We start from the raw sequence: 24,922 nt of genomic DNA, 5'->3' as shown, positions 1-24,922 counted from the left end.
CCGATATCGGGCAAATTGGCCATTTCTGGATGGACACTAACTATAAATATATTATTACCACAAAGGAAAGAATCCACCCTACCAATATCATTTTTATTGTTATATCACGGAGCAATATTTCTGTAGGACTCCCGCTTTTTTCTTCTACAAATGTAATCTGCATATATCGTAAAATTCCAACGATTACAAAAATTGCAGTTAAATATATATGATGAGAATTATGTTTTGATGCCACTTCAGGTGATATGGACCACATGATGTATGCTAAAATTACAATCGCTGCTGTCATGACCATGGCAGCATCTAAAAATTTAAGGTTATATCCCTCTATAACTTTTCTGACCTTTTGATTTGTTTTTTCAAACAAAAGAACATCATCCCGACGCTTACCCAAAGCTAAAAATATTGCCAGCAAAAATGTCATAACAATGATCCAGTTTACCAAAACGACTCCGGTTGCTTCGGCTCCAGCAAAAAGCCGAAGGACAAATCCAATGGAAATAATAACGATATCAATGATGGAAATATGTTTTAGCTTCAATGAATATAGGACGTTTATTGAAATATAAATAAAGGTAATAAGCAGAACATTTATTGAAATAGATGCCGCAAAAAAAAGGCCTCCAGAAAAAAAGAGGCCAAAAGTACAAATCGCAATCTTTCCATCAATACGCCCTGCTGCTATAGGTCTGTCTTTCTTTGCCGGATGCATGGCGTCTTCAAAACGATCCTTCCAGTCGTTGAGAATATATACTGCACTTGCAGAAAAACAGAAAGAGCAAAAAGAAATGAATGATTTCCATAAAACTTCAGGTTGTTGGAGTTTGAAGGCAAAAAAGGCAGGCAAGAAGATAAAAAGGTTTTTTGTGTACTGATGAGGTCTTGCAAGTATGAGAATATCTTTAATCATAAATTATATGGTCAATAAATTATCTCTGGCATATTCGCCAGCGGTGTGATTCACACTCTTTTGGGTAATGCCTACAAAATAATGGTGGTCTTCGTTTAAGTCTGTGGCCCCATTTTATCCAGCCGGTTTTAAATGCCGTACTCAACTGCTGAATACCTTGAAACTGAATCGTCGGCCTTTGGTGTTTTTTTTGTGAACCTTAGAGGCATGGAACGAAAACTGTGTGCCTTCCGACAAACGCAATTGGCGTACCGTGGCGTAACACTGGCTATCGTCTATCAAATATTTACTTACATTTATGACTGTTATGAGTATGAGAAATTAAAGATTGTTCTCATTTACCATAATACGACAGCGAAACACAACATGATTCAACCGCATTATTTTTATTAATAGAGATTTATAAAATTTTTTAACTTAACAATTCCCTAAGATCATTTCTCCACTGTGTTGGGGAATGATGCTGATCAAAAAATTTCTTTGACAAGGATCTTTGTTCAGCTTCCTGCTCTGCGGAATAGTTAATCAAGATATTATAGAACTCTTGCATAGATTTAAATGATAAATGACCTGGATATAAAATCAATGAACAATCTGTGATTCCATTTTCGGCATACGAAGCAACAGGACACCCTGCAGCCATGGCCTCAATTGCTGCTTTACCTCCTCCAAATGGGTATGAAGAAATATAAATGTTAGGAACCAAAATTTTAAGTACTGTAGCTAAATTATCAACATACTTTAGATGTTTAAAATAGCACTCGGCAGGAACTATTGATTTAATTCCCTCAAGTTGTTCATTGGGCAGTTCTCCAATGTGAACATGTAAACCTTTTTTCGCCATAAAACGATACCGCAACATTTCTAAATATGATTTGCCAGATATTGAAGCAAATTTGTTGGGACTTCCAGAGGTAGCAGTACAAAATTGGTTGCTGTAAACTGATAGATTTTTTATCTCACTTTTATTATTATCAAATGTCCTCGCTGTAAGATTAATTGAAACATGATTTTTTGAAAGACTTTTTCCCCGCAATGCTGTCTTAAACAGATGCACATAAAATATGTCGTCACGCTTTGTTGACATTGTATATGAGTGATCTGCATGCATGATTATGAATGTTTTTCGTGATAAACCAGGTTGCAAAGATGCTAAAGCGACTGTATCTTCTGGATGGGATAAATAAACGATGAAATCTGGATCAAAGGATTTTAGCAAAATAAATAATGACCGAAGTTTATCTTCAAGTGTCCTTCCCTTTGGAGAGTAAGTTTTATCGATCTTTTTGAGGATATCTTTCCGATGGAAGGACATTTTTGCGTTTATAGCATTTGTTAATATGACTCTATGGCTATATTCTGGAAGAGCTTCAATCATATCCTCCAATACTCTTGTGTGACCTCCGATTTCATAAAGAGCTGACGAAATATAACATATACATCTTTCTCTATCACTATTATTCTTCACTTTATCTGCTAAATTAACAGATCTTAATACATCTGCTCCAAGTTGATTTAAAACCTCATCAAACTGGTTATTCACATATTGCTTTCCAAGCTTTACAGTTGTGGTATACAACTCATTGGCAATTTTCATAGAACATTCCAATAATTCATTATTTTCACCTTGGGAAAGCATTTTTTTCAATCCAGATATAGCAGTAATTAGACATTTGTCCAAAATGTTTTTAATCGAGACTTGAAAATTCGTTAAGCCAAAGTGACTTCCAATTATTTTTTTAAAGTTATTTATCGGCAAAAAGAAATCACATTGAGTAAGTACCTCGTGGCTGTGTTCTATTTCTACACCCTTAAGGTGTTGTAAATCTAAATTGCAAGCTCGTGCCAATGATGTAAATGCACTATATTCATTGCAGCTATCTCCGTTAGTCAAAATAAGAATTTTAGTTCCTGGTTGACAAAAAATCATATTAGCAAACGAAGACCCACCTTCACCAATGATTGAATAGCTTGAATTGAATATCTCCCTTTGTTGATCAAGGTTCCCGGCATTTGGTTCAAATGATACATAACCTATTTCATCTAAAATTGAATAAACTTCGCTGGCATTGTGCATGAAACGAAAATTGTTATTCTTTCGTGGAATGCTTGTTCTACGCCATTGGAATTGTTCTTTAAAGTCTTTAAATAAGGCTCTTCTCAGACGTTTCAATGTCTCTTCACAATAAATTTGATCTCCCGGCAAAGGTTCATTATTACGCAAGGCCGCCTGATGAAAGTCACCAACAACGTGACAAGTTGAGACTAAAAGCGCTTGTTTGTAATCTAAATATAAATAATTAATATTATCTGAAATCAATTTCAATAAGTCATATAAACTACGTGGTAACCACGGAGAAATGACGGCATTTATATTTTTTTCGTTTTCAGTAAGTTTTTCAAAAAAATGTAAAGCTTTTGGTAATATCTCAACCATCCAATGAAAATAATTGGGATCAAGTTCATGCAATAGTGAACAATAGCTTCCTTGTGTTTTTCGTAGAGTTGGAACCTCCCTGACCATGCTGACAAAATTTATTCCAAATCCTTTAATTGCTTCAGTACTAATCTGCAGGCGGATATCCCCTTTGATATTGTAAATACGATCATCAATAAAGCAATAATCTGCTGAAACCACTCCTCTTGATCCACCGCATAAGATAACATCGTGCAATGTTGCAGAAACAACTGCCGGTAAATTAACCTCCCCCATATAAATGGTTTTATCATTGTAGAATTTTATAGGAGGAGCTTCGAATTTTCGGTCAGGCAGAACTTCGATATACGGAATATTGTTGTCGTCGCAATATCTCTTAATTGAACAAAGAGGCATCACCGTTGCCAAAAAGGATGATCCGCCAGGACCATTCCAAGCAAGACCAAACATGAAACGATTTAAAAAAAATTCTGAGAGAATAGGTTTGTCAATTTGAAGAGCAACATGGTGAAGCATAAATGTGCATGGATCATTTCTTTTAGGCCAATTATTAGGCTTACTATAAAATTCAAGAACTTTTTCTAAGTTTTCTTTATTTGTTTCATACAGCATTTCCAATTTTTTGTAATTACTGCAATTTGCTATTATATTTTCTGATACATCTGGCCAAAGCATCGACCAAATACGCATATCACAAGCATCAGTTGTTTTAACAAAACGATTTTCTTTAACGCCAAATATTAAAAAATGCTCAACTTTATCAAAGTTGACATTACTAAAAGTTATTTTTTTTATGTCGGCATTATTATTGACATAATGATCCCAATCAATATTACAATTTTTAAGATATTCGGTCCGATTAAAGGGTCTCGCTTTTCTCCCTTCAAAACGCCCTTTAAACAAAAAGTGAGTCCATGGATTCATATTAGCATTTGCGACATCAGGGTATTTTGATAAATAAAAAACAGAATTTAATTGAGTTACTGTAATTATGTCCTTTACGGAGTCATTACCTATATATTTCTTCCATTTAGTCATTTCATTGGCAGAAATGATATTCCAATTGAATTCAGAATTAGCTAAGTCCAAAAAGGATGTGACATTAATATAGAAATCGTTGAAATTACATTTATCTGCCAGTGTTGATATTTTTATTCCTGGATTGAAAATAATTTTAACGCTCAACCTTGCAGCCAAAGTTTTGTATGTTTCGATCAAAGGGTCATATATATTTTGATGAAGAGAGAAAACAATAGTGCCTGGTTGACAAAAAATTAAATAGCCTAAATCCACTGATGGGTGGACAATTATTTTCTTATTTGATGTAAAGATCTTTATTATATCATGGTTATTATCGTTATGTATGATAATTTCTTCAATACTTCCTGTTTTGAAACGGCTTAATAGCTCTTCCTCATTAATAAAATTTGAGCACACATGTTTCTGTGTTTTTATATATTTAACAACATTATTATTGCAACTTGGAGATTGAATAGATTTTATTGTTTCAATAAATTTTATTTTTTCTGTCTTCTGATTATTGATAAAGGCACAAAATTGCTTCGCAAAATAACTACGGTTATTATATTCGTTGTTATGTGTAGACTGGATCCTTTCTAATAATTCCAGTTTTTTTACAACATTTCCTACATTTTGATTATACCCTCTGATATTAACTTTACCACCGAGAAGAGAAAATGCTTTCCCATATATTTTAAAAGCATGTTTATTAACAAAACAAATGAGATCTTTAGATTTATTTTTTAAGAAAAACAAGATTTTAGGAAAACCATAAATCAAGAAATGTATAATGTCTTTGCATTCATAATGATTTAACATGAATCCATGCGAATCTAATTTTAAATTTTCCCCTGGAATACGGAAAGAAATATACTTATTTGTATCGGCTAAAACAACTTGATGTGTATCACATTTTGAACAATTTGATTTAAAATGGTACTGCTCACAATCAATACACCAATTGTTTTCAGTTAAAACAACCGATGGTTGAAAAATAATAGTCGCATTTTTAAGTTTGCAATGAATAAACTCATTTGCTTCGAAGGGGCTTTGATCTAATGCTTTTATCTGATATTTTATTAAATGAGATCTGCAGTATTCTTGTGCTGAAGCCTTTGGAAAAACCATTATTGGATCATGTGTTCGCCAATTGGGAAAGCACCATGCACATCCAAACTGATATAGTTGAAGAAAGTATGTCGCTGAAACAGGTCGCTGCAATTTAAGAGCCGCATTATGCAAAAATATGAGGACATCGCTACCGATATGAGCTGTCAGATTATTATTAATGAAATAATTTACAATCTCTTTGAGTTTCGGCAAGGATAAATTAGGAAAAATTTCTGTCCAATCTTTAGAAAATGTCTCAAAATCGACTTTTAGTCCGATAAAATCGAATAAAATTTCCGTTGATTTACAAGCATCCTTTCTGAAAAACAAAGAACGATTTTCTTTGAATCCAAATTCAACATAATGTTGTATAATTGAAAAATTGGAATTCAACTTCTTTTGTTTAGCAATGTCTTGATGAAAATCTAAATACTTATCCCAATTTACGCCTGAAGTTTTCTTAAATTTATTGATCGAAAACTCGGAAGAGCATGCCCCAGAAAATTGCCCAATTTCCAAAAAATGTAAAAGCCGTTTTTCAGTTGTGGTTTTATACCCATTTTGGGCGAGATAGTTCCCTGATTCTATATTAGTTAAACGAATAGCAGTATCAACTGTATCTTTTCCTAAAAAAACAGACATGTTGAGTCCTTTTCACGATCAGTGGTCATCCCGTCAACACCATAATTTAATCAGGAAGTTGGAATGCCGACCAAAAAAAATGCCATCTTCCCAGTGAACGAAAGATTCTAAGGAATATGGCAAAAGATAAGATGGGAAAGTAAAGATCCATTAAATCTCGCCTTCGCAATAGGCGATACTTATTTCATAATAAATCCATCAAAAGTTCGTCACCTTGAAGGGTGCATGAGAATAAACAGCGCTTCTGCCCCATCTCGTGATCGATTACTCTTTGAATTCAGCATAATAGTTATTTTAGAAATGTTTTCGTAACGTATAAAATGTAAGTTATACGTTCATTTCCCAAAACTGGTGCACTACAGCCCTTGCCCCAAAGCCCTCTTTTTGGGCAATAAGTCCCTCGTTCAACATCTTGCCGCAATCTTCTGTTGAAATTCCAAAATCAAAATATTTTTTTTCCTGATAGGTTTCATTTATTAGTGTAGAGAAAACCAGATCCAAAGATCCTGAATTCCTATGTTTATTAGAGGACGCAATGTATTGGGCATGTACTACTTCTGGATACTCGAAAATTAAAGTGCCAGCATATATTTCTCCGTACTTAGAAGCTGTATAAAGTTTTATATTATCAGGAAATCTTGAAACCAAAAGCTCAATTTCTTCTATCGAATGAACAGCTTGTGTGTTGTGATTTTCTAATAGAACATCATTTAAAACCTGAATATACTGGGCATAATCTTCGCTCTTTTCAACAATCAGCCCTTTCTTTAAAGCTTTTTTGGCCCCTCTTTTTCTGATTGATGAAAAAGAAGGTCTTTTAGTTAAATCAACTGTTGAAGAGACATCTGTTCTAAAAATACTGGCCTTTATGTTCGATAAGGCATATAGGTCTTCCTGAGCGGGAATTTGGTGGTAAATATAAGGGATAGCTTTGTATACAAGCTTTTTCAAAGATCGATTTTGCATATATATTCTGATAGATTCAAAAATATCTAACATAACAGGTGTTTTCATTCTATTGTCACTAATAATTCCGCCAAAAGTCAAACCTTGGTGTGAATATAATACATCCTCTCTGATATTGGCTGGCAATACAGCCAATAGCTTATCCTTGTAATAAAACAACAAAGAATTATCATCAAATCTATCTGAATGATAATCCATAAAATCTCTTTTAAACATAAAAAGACCATTTTTGGAGTTTGAGATAAATTCATCCCATATTTTTTTATTTTCAGATTTATAAACCTGTACTTGCATAAAACTCCTTAATGTCCTTTACTAATAGATCAGGATTATACTCCATCAAAATTTCTTTTTTCAAAATTCCTGTTAAAACTGCAACAGTCTTTATATTTAGCTCTTTTCCAGTTATTAAATCTTCTCCGGTATCACCAACAATAATATCTCTGGAAGAATAAATGACGTTAGCTTTTATCAAATCCAGCTTAGACATTTTTTGTTCTGTTACTAATATTTTTTTGAAGTATTTAGCAATACCCAAATTTTCAAGTTGTTTTATCGCTCTGTCTTTATATTGCCTATTTGTCACTACAAAAAGATCATGCCGATTTGAAAATTTGCTTAACTTGAAAGAAAAGAGAAGTTTATCCTGTTTAAGTCTGCTTTCATCTTCAATATTATTCAGCCAATTTTTTTTAAAGGAAACAACCTCATCATTTGAATAATTGAAGTATTTTTGGAGCAGTTTTTTTTGGTCAATTTTATTTGATTTTATTTTGCAATAATCATTAAAACTAAAATTAGATTGAGGAACTAATTCTTGAAAAAGATTGTACAATCTATACTTACAGTCAACAAGAGTACCATCTAAATCAAAAAAAATATTAATCCTATTCATCCAATATGTTTTCCTCAATAATATGACTTTCGTCATAGCGATTAGAAAGTTTAGAATCAAAAGCTATATCCAACTCAATAATACAAGGCTTATTATTATTTATTAGATCACTTATAGATTCCAGCTGTTCTTCTTTTTCTATTTTTGCAAATTGTAAATTGAAAGTATCAGCAGTTTTTTTCAGATCAACGCAAACAAACTCTTTAGGATTAGCTCCATGGTAATTTGAGTTGTAATATCTTGCTTGAACTTCTCTCATCATTCCAAGAGTGTTATTTTTGAATACAACAACTTTTATATTTAACTGTTTCTGCCCAATTAAAAGAAGCTCTTGCATATTCATATGAAATCCACCATCACCAGTGAATGAGACTATTTTCGCTCGTGGGTTTGCGTATTTGGCACCAATGGCCGCCGGTATAGAGTATCCCATTGATCCTAATCCACTAGAGTTTATAAGTCTCATAGTTCCTTTTTTTTTGAAGGCTTGAGCTACCCACATCTGATTGTGTCCGACATCACAGGTTATAACGGAATTGTCATTTAATAAATCAATAATTTTTTTAGTTGCCATTATCGGTTTTAGCTTTTCCGTATTAATTTCAGCAGTATCATTATATTTATTTTTCCATTTTTTAGCAGTATTACTCCAATCTGTGTAGTTAGCTATATTTGTTTTTCTAAGCTCTTTATTCAACTTGTTTAAGAAAAGCTTCAGATCCGAAAAAATATTTATATAAGACTTTATTGATCTATCAAATTCTTCAAAATCAATATCAACATGAATAATCTTGGCTCGTGTATAATTTTTAGGAATTTTTCCTACTTGCCTTTGACCAAACCGAGCTCCTATCGCTAATATCAAGTCAGCATTTCTAATAATAATATTTGAATAAACATTACCGTGCAAACCTGCAAATGAATATGAATGTTTTACAGAGTCCAACCCATTTAAAGTTGTAACTACAGGAATTTTGGATAGTTTTACAAATTCTTCTAATTCAGGTGTAGCTTTAGCGATTTGTATCCCACCCCCAGCTAAAACAACTGGCCTTTTCGCTGATTTTAATAAGTTTATGACTTCAACAGTTTTATCAAGATGATATGGTTGTTCTCTTGGAGGGGTAAATGATTTTGTCGAATCAACATCAACTTGTGCAAATTGAACATCGATAGGTACATCTATTAAAACTGCTCCTGGCCGACCATTTTTAGCCATATGATAGCATTTTTCAAATTCATATTTCACATCTTGAGGATTTGTGAGCATAATTGCATATTTTGTTATTGGCTTGACTACGCTTACAATATCTAAGTCCTGAAATCCATTTAACCTTGCAGCATTATTTCTTGTCACGTTTTGTGTATAATCTTGACCTGTAATAAAAAGGGTCGGAATAGAATCCAATTGGGCATTAGCTATTCCGGTCACAAGATTTGTAGCTCCAGGCCCTGAAGTAGCAATTGCAACACCAATATCTTGAGAGATCCTTGAATATGAGTCTGCACAAAAGCTAGATGCTTGCTCATGATAATTTTGAATATATTCAACTTTTCCAGTTGCAATCAACTCATGTAATATTTTTAATATTGCTCCGCCTTGAAACCCAAATATGTATTTTATACCTTTTTGGATAAAAAAATCAGCAATATACTCTGCAACTGTAATTGATTTACTTACCATATTTTCACGAGTTCTCTTTCTATTTTTTCCTTTGTTGTTAACATTGGAGCACAATCCATTATTCTTAACCATAATAAACCATCCTCGAGAGGGTTAAGATTGGTTTTTAGCTCAGGTTTTTTGTTGTACAAAACTAAATCTTTGAATATTTTAGGCATATTTAAACCTGCTTGAGTAAAGAACTCAACAGTAGTAAAAAATCGAGATATGTTTATTTCGGTAGGATTTGGTATTCCATTTTTATCATAAGTCATATCAACGCCATAAATTCCATTTGGCACTTTACTTACAGCTCTAACAGATTGCATTGCAACATTATCAACTAGGTCATCGTGGCATGTTTCACCCACTTTTGTCACACCTGTAACGCCGGACACACTTAGTGCGCTATGTGCCCACCCATGGCGTTTACGGCCTTGTCCTACAATAAGCTCACCCTCATTCCAAATAGAAAGCCAGGTTATCGTATCTTTTTCTAAAAGCTCAGCTGCCACAAAATCACCCCAACCTTTTGAGTTGTCTATCCATTCATAAGCTTCTTGATAGTCATTGGTAGGAAGAGCACCCTTTCCGCCACCGCCAATTGACATCAAACGAAGCCAGATGGTTCCTTCTTTATTGCCAAGCTCCCTAAAAGCTGCTTTTAAATCTTCATCATTGTTAATGACCCTATTTTCAGGTACTTTAATTCCAGCATCTTTAAACTTTTGCCATGATTTATACTTATGTACGCAAGTGTCAATAGTGTCATAATCAGGAACAAGCATTTTAACACCAGTAGCTTCAATTTCATCTCTAAAATTCAAAGCTATAGCCAATTCCAAATCATGCTGAAAATGTATCATATTCGGTTTTTCAGCATTTAAAACTTTTAAAAGGGTCTCTTTATATTTAGCATCTACGGCATATGGCATAAGGTATTTTTTATGAGCCTTGCACATAACAAGCTCCGTTGGGTCAGCTCCTAGTCCTATAATTTGTTCATCGTCTCCGGAGTTCACTAAGCTATTTATCACTCCATTAGACTGAGCACTTCCTGCTCCTGTAATGATAATTTTTTTCATGAGTTAACCTTTATCAAGTTCTGCAAATCCCATACCAGCCATACCGTAGTGATTACCGCAATAAAATAAGTACGTTTTGTCTTTAATTTTAATCCTCTCACCAAAGGCTATCATTTCACTATCCCAGCCTTCAGTTGAGACATCTATACCAACCTTATCATCCATTCTTTCAAAGTCTGTCCCATCATTTGATTCAGCATAACCCAATCGATAGCCTTGAGATAGACTTCTTATAGAATAAATTATCTTGTATAGATTATCTTCTTTCCACAAAGTACATTTTGCTATACCGTGCTCATCTTCATTATTAAAAGAAATTACCGTTTGTCCCGCGCTATGATTCCATTTTTCAATATCATCGGATGTTAAATATTTAAGATCATAGAGGGGCATTAACTTATCGTTTTTTTTTACCCAGCCATTTTTACAGTCAGCTGTATACCACATCTTATACACACCATCCTCTTTTATAATATAAGGAGCACAACGTGTGCATATCTCACCATGCAATCGGTCAAGGATAGGGGCTCTACTCGAAATTTTTGTAAATGTTTCACCGTTATCTTCACTAACGGATAGTCCACCAAATATCAAATAGGGGACTTTAACACAGCTTTGGTAGCCTGAATAAAAAAGATACAATTTTTCACTATCTTCTAATATTGAAGCAGTTACCACTCCATTGTCATCAAAAGAACCGTCTTCTCCTATATCAATAACAGGCTTTTTACTATAGCCAAATATTTCTGATGGATTGTCAGGGTTGACATCTACATAGCCAATTCTTCCAATGTTATATTCATCACACATTGTTATAAAAATACGAAGTTTTTTTTCATCAATCAAATAAGGAATTGGAACCATTGTGTTCTTTTTGTACCAAGAAAGTTCAAATGTTTCTGAATTACAAATTAAACCTTTTTTATTCCATTTCATTTAACTTACTCCAAAATAAAGCCAAAACCATTCTAAGTTTGTTCATTAAAGACACATTTTATCCATATTTTAAAATTTCGCAACAGGATATAAGACGAGCATGCAATTAATTAAATGTAATTCGATTTACAATGTGGAATATCGGAAATGCGTAAATTCGCTTAACTTTATTATTACTATATCAAATACTATCGATCAGGCTCACGCTCAATAATATTTGAAAGACGTTTACCCATCGTCATAAGTGGTTTTTCGACGATGTAGAAAGCAACAGTTGCCAAAGGAACAACAATTATAATCGAAAGGCATGTAGTTATAAGATTAGTTATTAGTCCATATTGGAGAATAAAATCACGGGGCGCATATGAAACAACAATCATTGCAGCAGCATAAATGCAAATTGTACTATACATATAAAGACTGTAAGAAATAAGGCCCAGATGACGACTAATGGGATGAGCTGCAATTTTGGCGAGCCAACCTTCATTGTGATAGTAGGTATTATATATGATCAAAGCAGAGGCTATCATCTCGCCCCAGATTGTAAGTTCTGGAGACAAAATATGTGTCGGTCGAATAAAAATTAGTACAAAAAGACTTAACTCTATTCTGTATTTTATTACAAATTGCACAAGCCATATATACTTTGCCTTGTCATAGCATATTTTCATTCGATCCAAAGAAAATGTTGTGCAAATACCACCTATAAAGAAGCAGAGTACATAGCTAAATATGAATTTATGAATAACCCATGATTTGTTGTCTATCTTCGTGGCCTCATGTAATTGTGTTCCTAAATTCAACAGAACCATAGCCACAAGTAATGCAATAAAGAAAACGGATAAACGACGATCTTTCAAAAAAAAATATAAAAAGGGTATAAGAATTGAGAGCTGCACCTCAACAACAAGAGACCATAAAAACTTATTCAAATTATGCGAGATAAGAATCAGTCCATGTATAAGCTCTTGAAAATCAACGCCTTTTGGAAAAAAACTTGACATCCACTTGCTAGTATAGGTACCCTCAATTGGAACATACACATAATGATAAAAAAAATATCCGGCAACGATAGATGTGAAGATGGTTGGGTATAACCTAAAAGTCCGTCTTGAATAATAAGAAATCAAACAGACAAGACGAGGCCATGCACCCACCTTATCGCTTAGACGATTGTGGAAAGAAAGCATGAGGACAAACCCACTATGAACAAAAAAAAAGATAACAGCTGCACTACCATTAAATAAGAGCACGATCAATTGGTTAAACACACTGCTAATTGTGTTAATTCTAATCTCATAAAGCTTAGTATCGAAACCATCAACCTTAAAGGAAAGCATGGCATGAAAGATAAGCACCGCCATCGCAGCAATACCACGCAATGACAAAAGATTATCATTAACTCCAAGATAGTTAACAGTTAGTTTCATGTTATGAGTAAAATTATTCGCATATAGCGCAATATTGGAAAAATGGCGTCTAAGACTTAGAAACCTGCAAAACAGGTGTTATCAAAGTGTTTACTATCTGCATAGGTCGAAAAAATTGGTAAAAAGCTATATCATTGTTAATCGTGACTCAACGCACTCATAGGTGACATCTTCTACAGGTGGGAACTGAATCCCGTTTTTCTCCAAGACATCAAGATCTTCAATAAAAACTTTTGACAGAACGCGTTGAATATCTTCTTTCTTGAAGGTCAAAGCCTTTCCACTTAAATAGCGCAGGCGGTCCAAACCCGTCTTCCGTCTCTCATTAAAATCAGTGACAATTTCAGTTTGATAGCCATAAGGTACAAGAACCCTCTCAATTAGATAAGACTTAGCTGGAAGTGAAATACTTTTTCCATCCGCAACGACCTTACAAGCTTCTGGATAATAGGTTACATACGGAACAAAACCAGCACCATTATTTGAAGGCATGTCTTTTTTAAAGCTTTGAATGAACTCCGTGTGTTCTACATACGATGCAAAAAAAGCCTGGTAAATATCATTCTTAAGATCCCATGCATTATTTTCCTTTAGCAGCTCAAGCACATAAACCTTACCAATCTCAGCAGACAAATAGCGTTCCAGATAATGTCCTAACCGAGAATGGACATAGTAAGTTAAATCTTTGTATTGTGGATCAAGAAAAACATCCGGAGAAACGGGACAAAACCCCAGTCTTAAATCATGGACATAATGAGAGATCGAGCGCAAAATTGGATTACGCACCACAAGAAAAGTGAACAGAAATTTTTTAGAGATACACTTTATATTCTCATAAAAAGTGTCATTATAAACATAATGAGGCGTAATCTCCATATAGGGTAGTAGCGGCATATCTGGCCATGGATTTATGCTTTGCTTAAAAATGGAGTCATACCCATCCAAAGAAAAATCTTCTTTATTCAAAAAGGTTGATTCCTTTGCCTCATAGATATTAAAATTTCCAGATTCAGCCAAAAGATGAAAAAGAGATGTTGTTCCACATTTGGGAAATCCAACGCCAATACAATATTTTGGATGGTTCATTATTTTCAAGATTCCATTTTTTTCTAAGTGGTTAAAGTGTCTATTCCTATTTATAGCTCACAAGATGATGTGGTTTCATAGAAATGTATGGAGCTGTTCATGAATCACTGGTAGAAATTACGTATAACTTCGACAACAGTCTTGGCTTGATTCATAGATAGATGAGGTCCAATGGGCAAAGAAAGCACGCTATCGCTCAACCTCTCACATGAAGGCAGAGATAAATAGGATAGTTCCTCATACGCATTTTGTTTATGCCCTGGAATTGGATAATGTATAAGCGTACTTATGGAGTGCGTCTCCATAAACTTTTTCAACGCATTTCTTTTCTTAGCTTGAATCACAAAGCAGTGATACGTATGATAATAACCATCAGGCTCTTGTGGTATTACTATGGGAAGGTCTTCAAGCTGAGTACAGTAAAATTGTGCCAATTTTCTTCGGCGCATATTCCATTCATCTAATCTACTCAGTTTTATACGTAAAATTGCCGCTTGTATTTCATCCAGGCGTGAGTTAATTCCTTTTTCAAGGTGAACATATTTTTCTTTAGACCCATAATTTCCAAGCCACCTAACCTTTTCAGCAAAAGCATCATTGTTTGTCGCAACGGCACCCGCATCCCCAAATGCACCAAGGTTTTTTCCTGGGTAAAATGAAAAGCCCGCAATATCACCCAAACTTCCAGTTCGTTGGTCTTGGAATTTGGCACCATGGGACTGAGCTGCATCTTCAATAACAAGCAAACCATAACGATCAGCAATTTGCTTTATTTCTGACATTTTTGCAGGCAATCCAAAAAGGTGAACAGGAACAATGGCTTTAGTTCGAGAAGTAATACTTGCTTCAATTGCTGATGGTTCTATATTGTAGTCATATCTGTTGCACTCGACTGGCACAGGCGTTGCCCCAGTTGCAGAAACAGCCAACCATGTCGCTATAAAAGTAAAGCCAGGGACGATAACCTCAAATCCGCTTTTAACCCCTGCTGCACGAAGAGCCAAATTCAAGGCATCAAGACCACTCCCAACGCCTATTACGTGTTTTACACCAAGAAATTGGGCAAATTCCAGCTCAAAAGATCGGAGTTCATCGCCACCAATATACCAACCGCTGTTGAGAACTCTGGATATCGCCTCGTCAATTTCAATGCGAAGCTCACCCGTGGCTGCTTTAAGGTCGAGGAATGGGATTTCTTGCATTATATATATTTCTTCTTTTCAAGAAAATTAGAATAATTGTATAAATAATCATCTGGATTATAAATATCAGAGGCGAGAACGAGGCAACATGCACCAGATGAAAAATTGATCAATTCACGCCAATACATGACTGGAACAAACAATCCGTAATACGGCTGTCTTAAAGTATAAGTATAGTTCTTTTGTCCATCATTTAAAACCACATCAAAGCTTCCTGACATTGCAATTATCACTTGGCGTAATTGTTTGTGCGCATGCCCTCCCCGAGCTTCCCCTCCCGGGACATCGTATAAATAATATACTCGTTTTATTTCAAATGGGATATGATCAAACGATTGTATAAAGGTTAAATTTCCTCTTGCATCATGAATTTTCGGGAAATCTATGATGTACGGTTTATTGTTATTATTTTTCATGGTTCCTCGTTGTTACTTAGGGGTAGCCGGGGCGTTAGTTGAGGAATATGGCTGCATAGTTCATTGCGATATGGATCGTCTCTTGTCCTTTTTATACCCCTACAGCCTGAGAGACTAAATACTTTGGTAAATTTATAGATACATGGTACAGATTAAAGATCGACATTGTCCTGAAGATCAAAATCCCGGACGTTATTACCACTTTCATCATACACCAAGCACCCGATTTTATAATGGGTTCTATTTATTAACTTGACAAACTACCCAAAACAATCTTTCAGATACACCGTAAAAAGTATTATCTGCCAAACCAATTGAAAAGTTTTTAAACATAGGAGTTAGATATGCTTTTAATTCTTCTTCTGTTTCAAAAGCATGAAATCGGTAACCATTTCTTATACCAAGAGGATCATTTCTTATGACATAAGTCCCGTCAGTAAGTTTTTCAGAATCATTCATTATATTAACCTCATCTATAATATCAGGTCTAACATGAATAATTGAAAAAATCACATAACCATCTCTTTTAAGGACCCTGGAGTATTCCTTCATGTTGTCTATTAAGGTTTCTCCTTCATCACAATAGTAACAAGAATGAGATGCCAAAATATAATTAAATGTATTATCATTATACGGAATATTTGAATTTCTTCCTTCTTTAAAGGAAAAGTTTTTGAATCCCAAGTTACTCATTCTTTCAGAAGTCTGCTTTATTATCCCTTTGGTTATTTCAATTCCATAAACATCATAGCCCTGCTCACATAAAAAAACCGTATTTCTCCCATCCCCAAAGCCTACTTCTAAAATTTTATCTCCTATCTTTGGTTTGTCCATATTAAGTTTTGGAAGCTTAGTTTGAAGAAAAGTCCTCATAACAAATTCTGTTGGGTAAACTTTTAAATATTTACGGGCCCCATAGTAGTTTTCATAGTTCTCATTAATATCATTTTTTTCTTTCATAACTATTTAAACCTTCTTAAGAAACTTTAATAGGCAAGGCCTATAAAACTATTTGCGGCCGACAATACAAGCCATTCGGCAACAAAATATTTCTACTGTTATTTCTAAATTTCGGGTGATCGTTCAAACATCTTTCCGAATTTTTTAGTTGCTTGTTGAGTCAGCTTGATGTCTTGTCTTTTACGCACGTTAGACCAAATTACAAACTCTACCACCGCGTATTTGCTGTTATTCGAATTTACATTCCCAATGGGTTTTCGATTAAACGTGAAGGACGGCATGGTCTTTAAGATCCTAAACAATTCCATTTCCCACATTTTCTCGGAGGCCACGCAAGACCAAAATCTAAATTTTCCAAGGTCAAGTTTATATTATAATAGGGATCATCATCTATGATATCGGCCCATTTTTTCCTCATATAGTCAGTCTCTTTATTTAGTCTAACCTGTTTTTCATCACTGACATCATAACTACGAGATGCAGATTCATGATGATAGAGTTCTGCATATGGTGTCCAAACGTTTCGATAGCCGGCTTGTCTGACACGAAGGCAGAAATCAATGTCATTAAAGGCCACCCCCAGGTTTTCATCCAGTCCGTTCAACTCATTGTAAAGCTTGCGCCGAACCATCATGCAAGCAGCAGTCACCGCACTAAAACTCTGATGCAGAACCGCGCGACCAAAATAGCCAACGGCGCCCCTTGGCTGCTGGTAATGCGCATGATTGGCAACCCCACCGACACCTAAGAGCACCCCACCATGTTGAAGTCGACCGTCCGGATACCAAAGCCGCGCGCCCACACAACCAATCTCTGGTTGCACCGCGAAAGACACCATTTCTTCAAGCCAATCATCCGAAATAATTTCAATATCGTTGTTGAGCAGGCAAATCAGGTCGCCGTTGGCTATACGCACTGCGTTGTTGTTAAGGCGTGGATAATTAAAAGGGGCGCCGTCATAAACCACGGTGACACCCTTTTGCTGAAAATTTTCAAGCAGCTTTTTTGTTTCAGGCTCTTGGCTGCCGTTATCGACAATGATTATTTCCCATGCAGGATATGTGGTTTTATTAAAAATTGAGTTGAGACATGTTGAGAGGAGATCTGAGCAATCCTTTGTGGGAATGATTATGCTCACAAGCGGTTCAGGCTTGGGGACTGCAAGACGGACCCTGTTCATAGCTGGGGCCTCGGGTGCCGGTACCACTTCAGCGTTAATACCGCATCTTTCCAAATGTTCTGCCACTGCTTTTCGGGCTGCTTCTGCTGCATAGTTTTTTTCATCACTGGCCAAGGCCGTACTGCCCGGAATCGCCCTCCAGTGATATAGTACATGGGGAATGTGTGCAATTTTTTCCGGCTGTATTTGTTCAATCACTCTAAGCGCAAGATCCCAATCTTGAGAGCCTTCAAAGCCAGAACGGAATCCACCGACTGAATCAATCAGATCTCGCCGATAAACACCCAAATGGGAAATCATGTTTTGCGCGAAAAAAAGTTCTTTATTGAAATCAGACTTAAAATAGGGTGAACACCGTTCTCCGGTTTCTGTAATTTTATCCTCATCAGAATAGATGAGACACAGTTCAGGATTTTTTATAATTGCCTGTGCTACCATAAACAATGCATGTTCGGGCAAAATATCGTCATGATCAAGCAAGGCGATATAGTCGCCGCTTGCTAGCTTGAGAGCAGAATTAGAGGCAACAGAGATATGCCCATTTGTTTTTCGATAATAAACCTTTATCCTTGGGTCACGCTTGGCATGCTGGGCCAATAGCTTTCGAACCGCTTCTTTTTTAGATGCGTCGTCGGCTATGCACAATTCCCAGTTTGGATATAGCTGGCTGCGAACAGACTCGATGGCTTCATTTAAAAATTGGACTGAAGGATCATAAACCGGCATTACAACAGATATTTTTGGCATTTTTAAAAAAGTACCAATCCTATCCTTGATGCGTTGGCGAGAATCCTCGCTTAGCGTATCGTATCGCCGTATCCACTCTTGATAATCATTATAATCAAAAGCATCATTGTTTAACTGGTTATTTGATTCATTTTGTAGCCTACGAATAGCAATTCTGTTTTTAATACCGGAAAAACCTTCATTATGATATACATCCCAAGCTTTTCTTAGCGAGGTTCTAATTCCGCCAGTATCTACAACTACTTGCCTTATCAAGGCAGGCATTCTTCTAACACGATTGAAATGAGGAAATAACCATATACTATTTGTGTTCTCTGATTTCATGTCAGTTCTTACCCAAAGAAAAACAGTTCATAAAAAAGTCGCAAAGAAAATTAATAAAATAGTTAGCGAATAAATGTTTTATATTTAATCAGAACCGCCTTTAATTTATCAATCCAGGAAGAATAATTTATTTCCTGCACAGTATTATTTACTGCTTTCGTTTTAATTGATTCCAGAAAATGAGAATCATTGTTACTTCTTGAGTAAGACTCGTCTTTTTCTATCCAACCGACAAGCTGTTTTAAGATATCTTGGCTGGATTCATCATCGGCTATAGTCAGTCGATGTTCAATATAGTCTTTAATTAATCCCTGGATTTTATGGGGGAGTATTGGATAAATGTTTTTTATATTTGTTTCATACTTTTTATCAAAAATAAGCTTTGTAGAATGTTTTTGTTCTTCCAAATTTTTTGAATAATTAATTCCGAGATTGTCTTTCAACCATTCAACGTCCTGCCGATTAACAGCCGCAATTTGACTTTGAATATCCTCGGGAAGGCGGAATTCAATACCGCTTAGATTAAAAAGTGGTCTTATGTCATCCTGAGTTATTTTTTCACCGTATTTTAAAGGATAAGTTTCATTAATAAAAGAAATAATATCAATGGCCTTATCGGATAAACGTATCTTTTTAGACTTGACTATACATTTATCAAGCGCTTGCTTTTGAATTCCGATAATTTCAGCCACGGCACCCAACAGTCTTTTGGAATGATTTATCCCTTCTTCATAGGAAAATGAGCAAACATTCTCCTTTCCAAAAACAGGAAAAAATTTTTCAATTCTTTGTCGATATTCGCTTTTTCCCTTCTGGGCGAAAAAAGTATCTGAAAAATGACCGCCGTTTATAATTCTCCTTTTGACCTCTTCAGTAATCAAATCGACTGGAGACCGGAGGGAAAAAATGATTTTGATTGTTGAATTCGCTGTAATTGATTCAAAAAAATTTTTCATTTCGGCCAGGTCTGCGCGGCTCAGTGCACAAACGTCCTGTCCAGACAGGACAATTATTCCTTGCCTCGCACCTTGAATTTCATCAATCAGATTGATACGGTGCTGTCTTCTTTTATCATCGATTTCCGACGGGCCTACCCCCTTGCCTTTAAACACATGGTACGAATAACGCCTGGACTTATCACAGAACATCAGGAACAGAGGCACACTATGATTTTTGGGCCATCTTTCTGGATAAATTATGTTATTATTCCTTAAAATATCCCGATTTTCATACAAACCATCCTGAATCTCTGAAGTACCGGTTCCATGCAACCCGGCATGAATATATATGGTATGGATATCAGAACGTTTCGCTCTTTTTTGCCCTGCATTTGAAAAACTAACGATAGGATCATGCGTTGCCTGGGAGTTCGGTTCTTTTTGGAACTGATGCTGAACAGAAAACGGGCTATTCTCCAAATCCTGGATATCATCAAGGACTTTAACCCTGAAATAGTCTGCTTCCTGGAACCAATTATCCGGCAAATTGTCAAAAACAAAACCGCATTCTCCAGTTGAATGAATTTTTTTATCAATAAAGCGTTGGGAAAAACGATCTGCGGTTGTTTTTGCAATGAGCTCATCGCGGACAAAAAGCCCGACCTCTGCAGGCCGTTCATTGTTCACATACCGTGCCCACCCCGAGACAGATCCTGAATCTGCTTTTTCAATCCGGCCCCTTGTTTGAGTTGTTCTTGAAGCATCTAAATAATCTTTTGGATTTGGTGAAATAAAGTTTATTGCAGCCTGGATTGCTTCCGAGTCAGGGGGAAGGCCGCAAAACGATATCAATTGCTGGATTAACGCTTCTTTATTGTTAAGGGCTTTATCAAAAGCAGCTAACAAGGCCCTGGGTTCCTCTCTTTTCAAGAACTCAATAATCGTTTCATACATTCTTAATGAAACGCTCATATCATTGAGCACATCGGCTTGTATGGAAATCCTATTACGGTTGGCAATAGAGAATATATCTCTGAAAATTACGATGTAATAGGGATTTCGAAAATAAGTGTGAAGAAAAGACAAGCTTTGTAGTGAAGCAGGTCTTTTATACCCCCACATTGGATAAGATGAATTATAAGTATCAATCACCTGCCTCACGCTATCATGATCATTATTTTCAATGGCAGAGGAAAGGTTCATATCTTCAAAAACAGGAGGCATCGCCCGATTCCCCATAAAAACCCCTAAATGGGATAAGGCTCCTGCTATGATCGAGGTTCCGCTTCGAGCTAGCCCAACGACGACAATCGTTTTTTCATCAGTTTCTTCCTGCTGCTCCCCAATTCTTAGGAACCCTTTGTTTTCCAACAGATCATATTTTTTCATTTTTGTTTCTCATTCTGATATCGATCCACCACCTCGCCCGTGGGCCCTTCTGCAACAATCGCTCCTTTTTCAATCCAAATTGATCGGTCACATAATTCCTTTATCACCCCTGCATTATGGGAAACTAAAATGACCGTCTGGTCCGACTTGATTTTTTCTTTCATTGCTTTCGTAGATTTTTGTTGGAAATCTTTATCTCCAACACCTAGCGTTTCATCAATCAGCAAAACATCGGTCTGGAGCAGATGGGTAATGGAAAACCCCAGCCTGGCTCTCATGCCAGTGGAATAGGTTCTCACTGGATAGTTTATATGTTCTTCAATGCCAGAAAATTCAATAATGCTATCTATCTTCTGATAAATATCCGTTTTTGGGAAACCCAAGGCAAGCCCAGATAGAACGATATTGTCGAGGCCGGATAGCTCGTTGACAAATCCGATTTGGAGGGACAGCATAGAAACTTTCACCCCATAGTTAATGACCTGGCCTCTGTCTGGTTTTATTATTCCTGCCAGTAATGAAAGCAGAGTGGACTTTCCTGCGCCGTTATGGCCGATGATACCGATGGATTCTCCAGGATGGACATCAAAACTGATATTTTTAATCGCCTCGAACTCTTTTTTTCTGAAAATGGATCGATTTCTGTTAAACACGACACCGACGTTACGCACTGAAAGGAGAATATTTTTACTTTTGCAGGAAGGAGACTTTTCGAAATCCAACGTTTCTTGTGATATTTTTTGACAAATCATTTTCAAAACCGGGGATAATAGCTATCAAATTTATGAATAAAAAAAGCGGCAATGCCAATGATAATCAAACCTACGCCATTAATGATTAATAAAGCGGTCCAATCCGGCCATTTGCCATGTAAAAGGACCCAACGGTACTGTTCCAGCAACTTTGCAAGGGGGTTGAGCATAAACAATTTATAATGTGGGCTGGTCGGCTGTACTTCAAAGAACACCCCTGATAAAAAAAACAATGCGGTCATTGCAGAATTAATCAAAATAGATAGGTCAGGCATCAAGGGAATAAAAGCTGAAGCCAATAAACTTACACCGAAATTAATTAAAAATTGGGATAAAATAACAGCGGGAAGCGCAACCCAGGTATAATGAACAGAACCGGTTACAGCAAAATAGGCCATCAGAACCAAAATCACGCACAAAAATTCCACTAACCGGGACAATGCCATAATGGTAGGGAAAATTGTTTTCGGCATATAGCATTGTCTGAGTAATCCGCCTGCGCCTTTGATGCTGTGCCCACCTTGAATCACGGTCTTTGTAAACCACATCATGGACATAATGCCAATCAGCATAAAAGCGACAAAATTCTCTGTTTTGGATTTCATCAGGTACACAAACACCACATAATAGACAGCCATTCGCATAAGCGGTTCCAGCGCCAGCCAGAGCATGCCTAAATGGTTGTTGATTGTTTCAGAAATCAGTCTTGCCCTGACACTGAACAAGATATAATCCCGGTATGCCCAGATCCCCATAGATCTTGGCTTAACGCCTACATTCTCCGCTGCGGTTGTTGCCATATTCCGAGTCAAAAGATTTTTTACAATATTCAATGTAGTTCTGTGTATTCCAATCATGATTTTGCCAAAAAAACTTAAGGGTTTTATTGTTCAGGTCAAATTTCAGAGCTTCGTAATCGGTATTAAAGTCCGTAGAGCGTGAAATAAAAGGATGCAGAAAACTGTCCTGCATCAGCGGGCCGCCGTACGTCTGGATGAAATGATATTTTTCAAAACAATCAGGAGGATCGCCCCTATTTTGGGACTCGTAGCGGCAGATCTCCACATGGGGGGTAAAAATATTGGTATACCCGGCCCCCCTCAGTTTCAGGCCAAAATCAACATCACTCCATCCGTTTGGCACCCACTTATCGTCAAACCCTCCGACCTCAAAAAATTTTTTCTTTTCCAGGCAAAGGCAGGCTGCGGTAACCGCCGTTACCTCATGGATGGCATTTAAAAAATTCATGTACCGCGAAGTTGTTTTTGGCTGCCCGTTCCAGGCATAACCGCCAATCTGCCGGTCCAGCAGGGATATCCCAGCATGTTGCACCATGCCGTCGGGATACAGCAGTTTGGCGCCGACTGATCCAATTTCCGGGAATTGAGCCAATTGAACAAGTTTATGCAACCAGTCTTCGGACAAAATCTGAGTACCGCTGTCCAGAAAAACAAGAAGATCTCCCTTTGCTTGCTCTGCGGTATCATTGTTAATGGCGGCAAAATTATACGGCTTTTTAAAATTGTGTATGGAAACAGACGAATACTTTTTCTTCAACTCCTCGTAGAATTGAAATCGCTCTTGATCTACACTGTTATTTTCAACGATAATGATTTCAAACTTCATCGATCCGCTTTTTGAAGCAATAGAATCCACACACTTTTGCAACGATTTTTCATTGTTCTTATTATGAATAATTATTGAGACAAGCGCGTCTTCATTTTTCAGTTCGTAATCAATATCATAGTAAAGGGTTGTTTCATTGAATCGAATCGTTGCCTTGCGGTCCCTTCTTTTCAGCGCATCTTCAACAGCACGAATTCCGTTTTCGATGGCATAGTTTTTTGTGGATATGTCATTGGCGGTGCTGTTCTTGTGTGCCCGCCATTGATACAACACCAACGGGACATGCACCACATTTTTGGTGCTGGTCTCGACGGCCCTTAACATTAAATCATGATCCTGGCTTCCTTCGTAACCTTTCCTGAATCCGCCGATTTCCTTTAACAAAGACGCCCTGTAAACACTGAAATGAGTGGTGTAGTTTACTGCCAGATGCAGTTGCGGCAGGTAGTCAGGCTTTAAAAAAGGCTCAATTTCAGGATCACCGTTCTCATTGACCACCCTTTCATCTGAATAAAGGATATCAGGCTTATCAGTGTAGTTAATATACCGCACCATTTCTGCTAGCGCATTGGGATACAGCAAGTCATCATGATCAAGAAGACCGATATACTCTCCTGTTGCCATTTCAAGGGCGGTATTGCTGGTTTCCGAGATGTGAAGATTCTTCTCATGAATCCGGTAGTGAAATTGCTGGGGATATTTTTCCTTAAAGGTTTCCAAACATTTTGTAATTTCTGGATCATTCGAGGCATCATCAACAGCGCAAATTTCCCAATTTCTGTACTTCTGGCTGACTACGGAGTGAAGGGTTTGTTCGAGAAACTGTATGTTCACCTGATAAATGGGGATCAATATAGATATTTTGGGCTGATAGGGGAAAGTTTTTACAATATTCCCCAAACTGTTGTAATAGGAAATAATGGGCTGAACATAACTGACAGGCATAATCTCATTTTTATCCGAAGGGGTAACTTCCTCATTTATCTTTCGATAACTCAATGCAATGTCATAAGCAAAAATTCCCTTTCTGAGGATATTGACCAGCGGGTTGATTATCTTTGTACTGTAATTAAAAAAAGAAGTTGTTATAAAACGTTTGGCAAGTTGAGACAATTGCATGGCAATACAGTTTTTCAGTTGCAAGCCCAACGGCCGTATAATTTTTTTGCTTTCTATTTTCATGGTATTGTTGTCTTTAATTCGACCAG

The 24,922-nt window shown here is 36.4% G+C and carries 17 protein-coding genes; all 17 read right to left on the bottom strand.

From position 1 onward, the window contains the following. Positions 1-40: 40 nt before the first annotated feature. Positions 41-910 (bottom strand): UbiA prenyltransferase family protein, encoded by an 870-nt coding sequence (locus Dvar_RS22185; protein WP_419655307.1) that lies wholly within the window; start codon positions 908-910, stop codon positions 41-43. A gap of 412 nt (positions 911-1,322) precedes the next feature. Next, positions 1,323-6,119 (bottom strand): glycosyltransferase 61 family protein, encoded by a 4,797-nt coding sequence (locus Dvar_RS22180; RefSeq protein WP_419655306.1) that lies wholly within the window; start codon positions 6,117-6,119, stop codon positions 1,323-1,325. A gap of 327 nt (positions 6,120-6,446) precedes the next feature. Beyond that, complete coding sequence (locus Dvar_RS22175; protein WP_419655305.1) at positions 6,447-7,379, bottom strand: hypothetical protein; 933 nt, start codon at positions 7,377-7,379, stop codon at positions 6,447-6,449. Next, positions 7,360-7,980: an HAD family hydrolase gene (locus Dvar_RS22170; protein ID WP_419655304.1), complete on the bottom strand. Its 621-nt coding sequence runs from the start codon at positions 7,978-7,980 to the stop codon at positions 7,360-7,362. The genes Dvar_RS22175 and Dvar_RS22170 overlap by 20 nt, the downstream gene beginning before the upstream one ends. Continuing rightward, positions 7,973-9,736, bottom strand: coding sequence for a thiamine pyrophosphate-binding protein (locus tag Dvar_RS22165; RefSeq protein ID WP_419655303.1), 1,764 nt, complete (start codon positions 9,734-9,736; stop codon positions 7,973-7,975). The genes Dvar_RS22170 and Dvar_RS22165 overlap by 8 nt, the downstream gene beginning before the upstream one ends. Continuing rightward, positions 9,658-10,728, bottom strand: coding sequence for a hypothetical protein (locus Dvar_RS22160; protein ID WP_419655302.1), 1,071 nt, complete (start codon positions 10,726-10,728; stop codon positions 9,658-9,660). Before Dvar_RS22160 ends, Dvar_RS22165 begins: the two co-directional genes overlap by 79 nt. 3 nt (positions 10,729-10,731) lie before the next feature. Beyond that, a complete protein-coding gene (locus tag Dvar_RS22155; protein WP_419655301.1) occupies positions 10,732-11,664 on the bottom strand; it encodes a hypothetical protein in 933 nt (310 codons plus the stop codon). A 188-nt stretch (positions 11,665-11,852) separates the two neighbouring features. Beyond that, positions 11,853-13,094, bottom strand: coding sequence for an acyltransferase family protein (locus tag Dvar_RS22150; protein ID WP_419655300.1), 1,242 nt, complete (start codon positions 13,092-13,094; stop codon positions 11,853-11,855). A gap of 126 nt (positions 13,095-13,220) precedes the next feature. Further along, on the bottom strand, positions 13,221-14,180 hold the full coding sequence (locus tag Dvar_RS22145) for a hypothetical protein (RefSeq protein ID WP_419655299.1): 960 nt from the start codon (positions 14,178-14,180) through the stop codon (positions 13,221-13,223). Positions 14,181-14,284: 104 nt separating this feature from the next. Then, positions 14,285-15,382 (bottom strand): DegT/DnrJ/EryC1/StrS family aminotransferase, encoded by a 1,098-nt coding sequence (locus Dvar_RS22140; protein ID WP_419655298.1) that lies wholly within the window; start codon positions 15,380-15,382, stop codon positions 14,285-14,287. Next, on the bottom strand, positions 15,382-15,798 hold the full coding sequence (locus Dvar_RS22135) for a sugar 3,4-ketoisomerase (RefSeq protein WP_419655297.1): 417 nt from the start codon (positions 15,796-15,798) through the stop codon (positions 15,382-15,384). The genes Dvar_RS22140 and Dvar_RS22135 overlap by 1 nt, the downstream gene beginning before the upstream one ends. A gap of 240 nt (positions 15,799-16,038) precedes the next feature. Next, the gene (locus Dvar_RS22130; protein WP_419655296.1) at positions 16,039-16,758 is read right to left on the bottom strand and encodes a class I SAM-dependent methyltransferase; all 720 of its coding nucleotides are present in this window, start codon (positions 16,756-16,758) and stop codon (positions 16,039-16,041) included. 286 nt (positions 16,759-17,044) lie between these two features. Continuing rightward, positions 17,045-19,009 (bottom strand): glycosyltransferase family 2 protein, encoded by a 1,965-nt coding sequence (locus Dvar_RS22125; RefSeq protein ID WP_419655295.1) that lies wholly within the window; start codon positions 19,007-19,009, stop codon positions 17,045-17,047. 62 nt (positions 19,010-19,071) lie between these two features. Beyond that, entirely contained in the window at positions 19,072-21,336 is a 2,265-nt protein-coding gene (locus Dvar_RS22120) for a hypothetical protein (protein ID WP_419655294.1), read from the bottom strand. Beyond that, positions 21,333-22,088, bottom strand: coding sequence for an ABC transporter ATP-binding protein (locus tag Dvar_RS22115; RefSeq protein ID WP_419655293.1), 756 nt, complete (start codon positions 22,086-22,088; stop codon positions 21,333-21,335). The genes Dvar_RS22120 and Dvar_RS22115 overlap by 4 nt, the downstream gene beginning before the upstream one ends. A 2-nt stretch (positions 22,089-22,090) precedes the next feature. Beyond that, a complete protein-coding gene (locus Dvar_RS22110) occupies positions 22,091-22,888 on the bottom strand; it encodes an ABC transporter permease (RefSeq protein ID WP_419655292.1) in 798 nt (265 codons plus the stop codon). Beyond that, positions 22,854-24,896 carry a glycosyltransferase family 2 protein gene (locus Dvar_RS22105; protein ID WP_419655291.1) on the bottom strand — a complete coding sequence of 681 codons (2,043 nt, stop codon included), beginning with the start codon at positions 24,894-24,896 and terminating at the stop codon, positions 22,854-22,856. Before Dvar_RS22105 ends, Dvar_RS22110 begins: the two co-directional genes overlap by 35 nt. Positions 24,897-24,922: the final 26 nt, after the last annotated feature.

Origin of the sequence: Desulfosarcina variabilis str. Montpellier (assembly GCF_048565275.1) — a bacterium.
Taxonomy (GTDB): domain Bacteria; phylum Desulfobacterota; class Desulfobacteria; order Desulfobacterales; family Desulfosarcinaceae; genus Desulfosarcina; species Desulfosarcina variabilis.
Note: the sequence above shows the minus strand (reverse complement) of the source record. Positions and strands in the feature narration are given on the sequence as shown.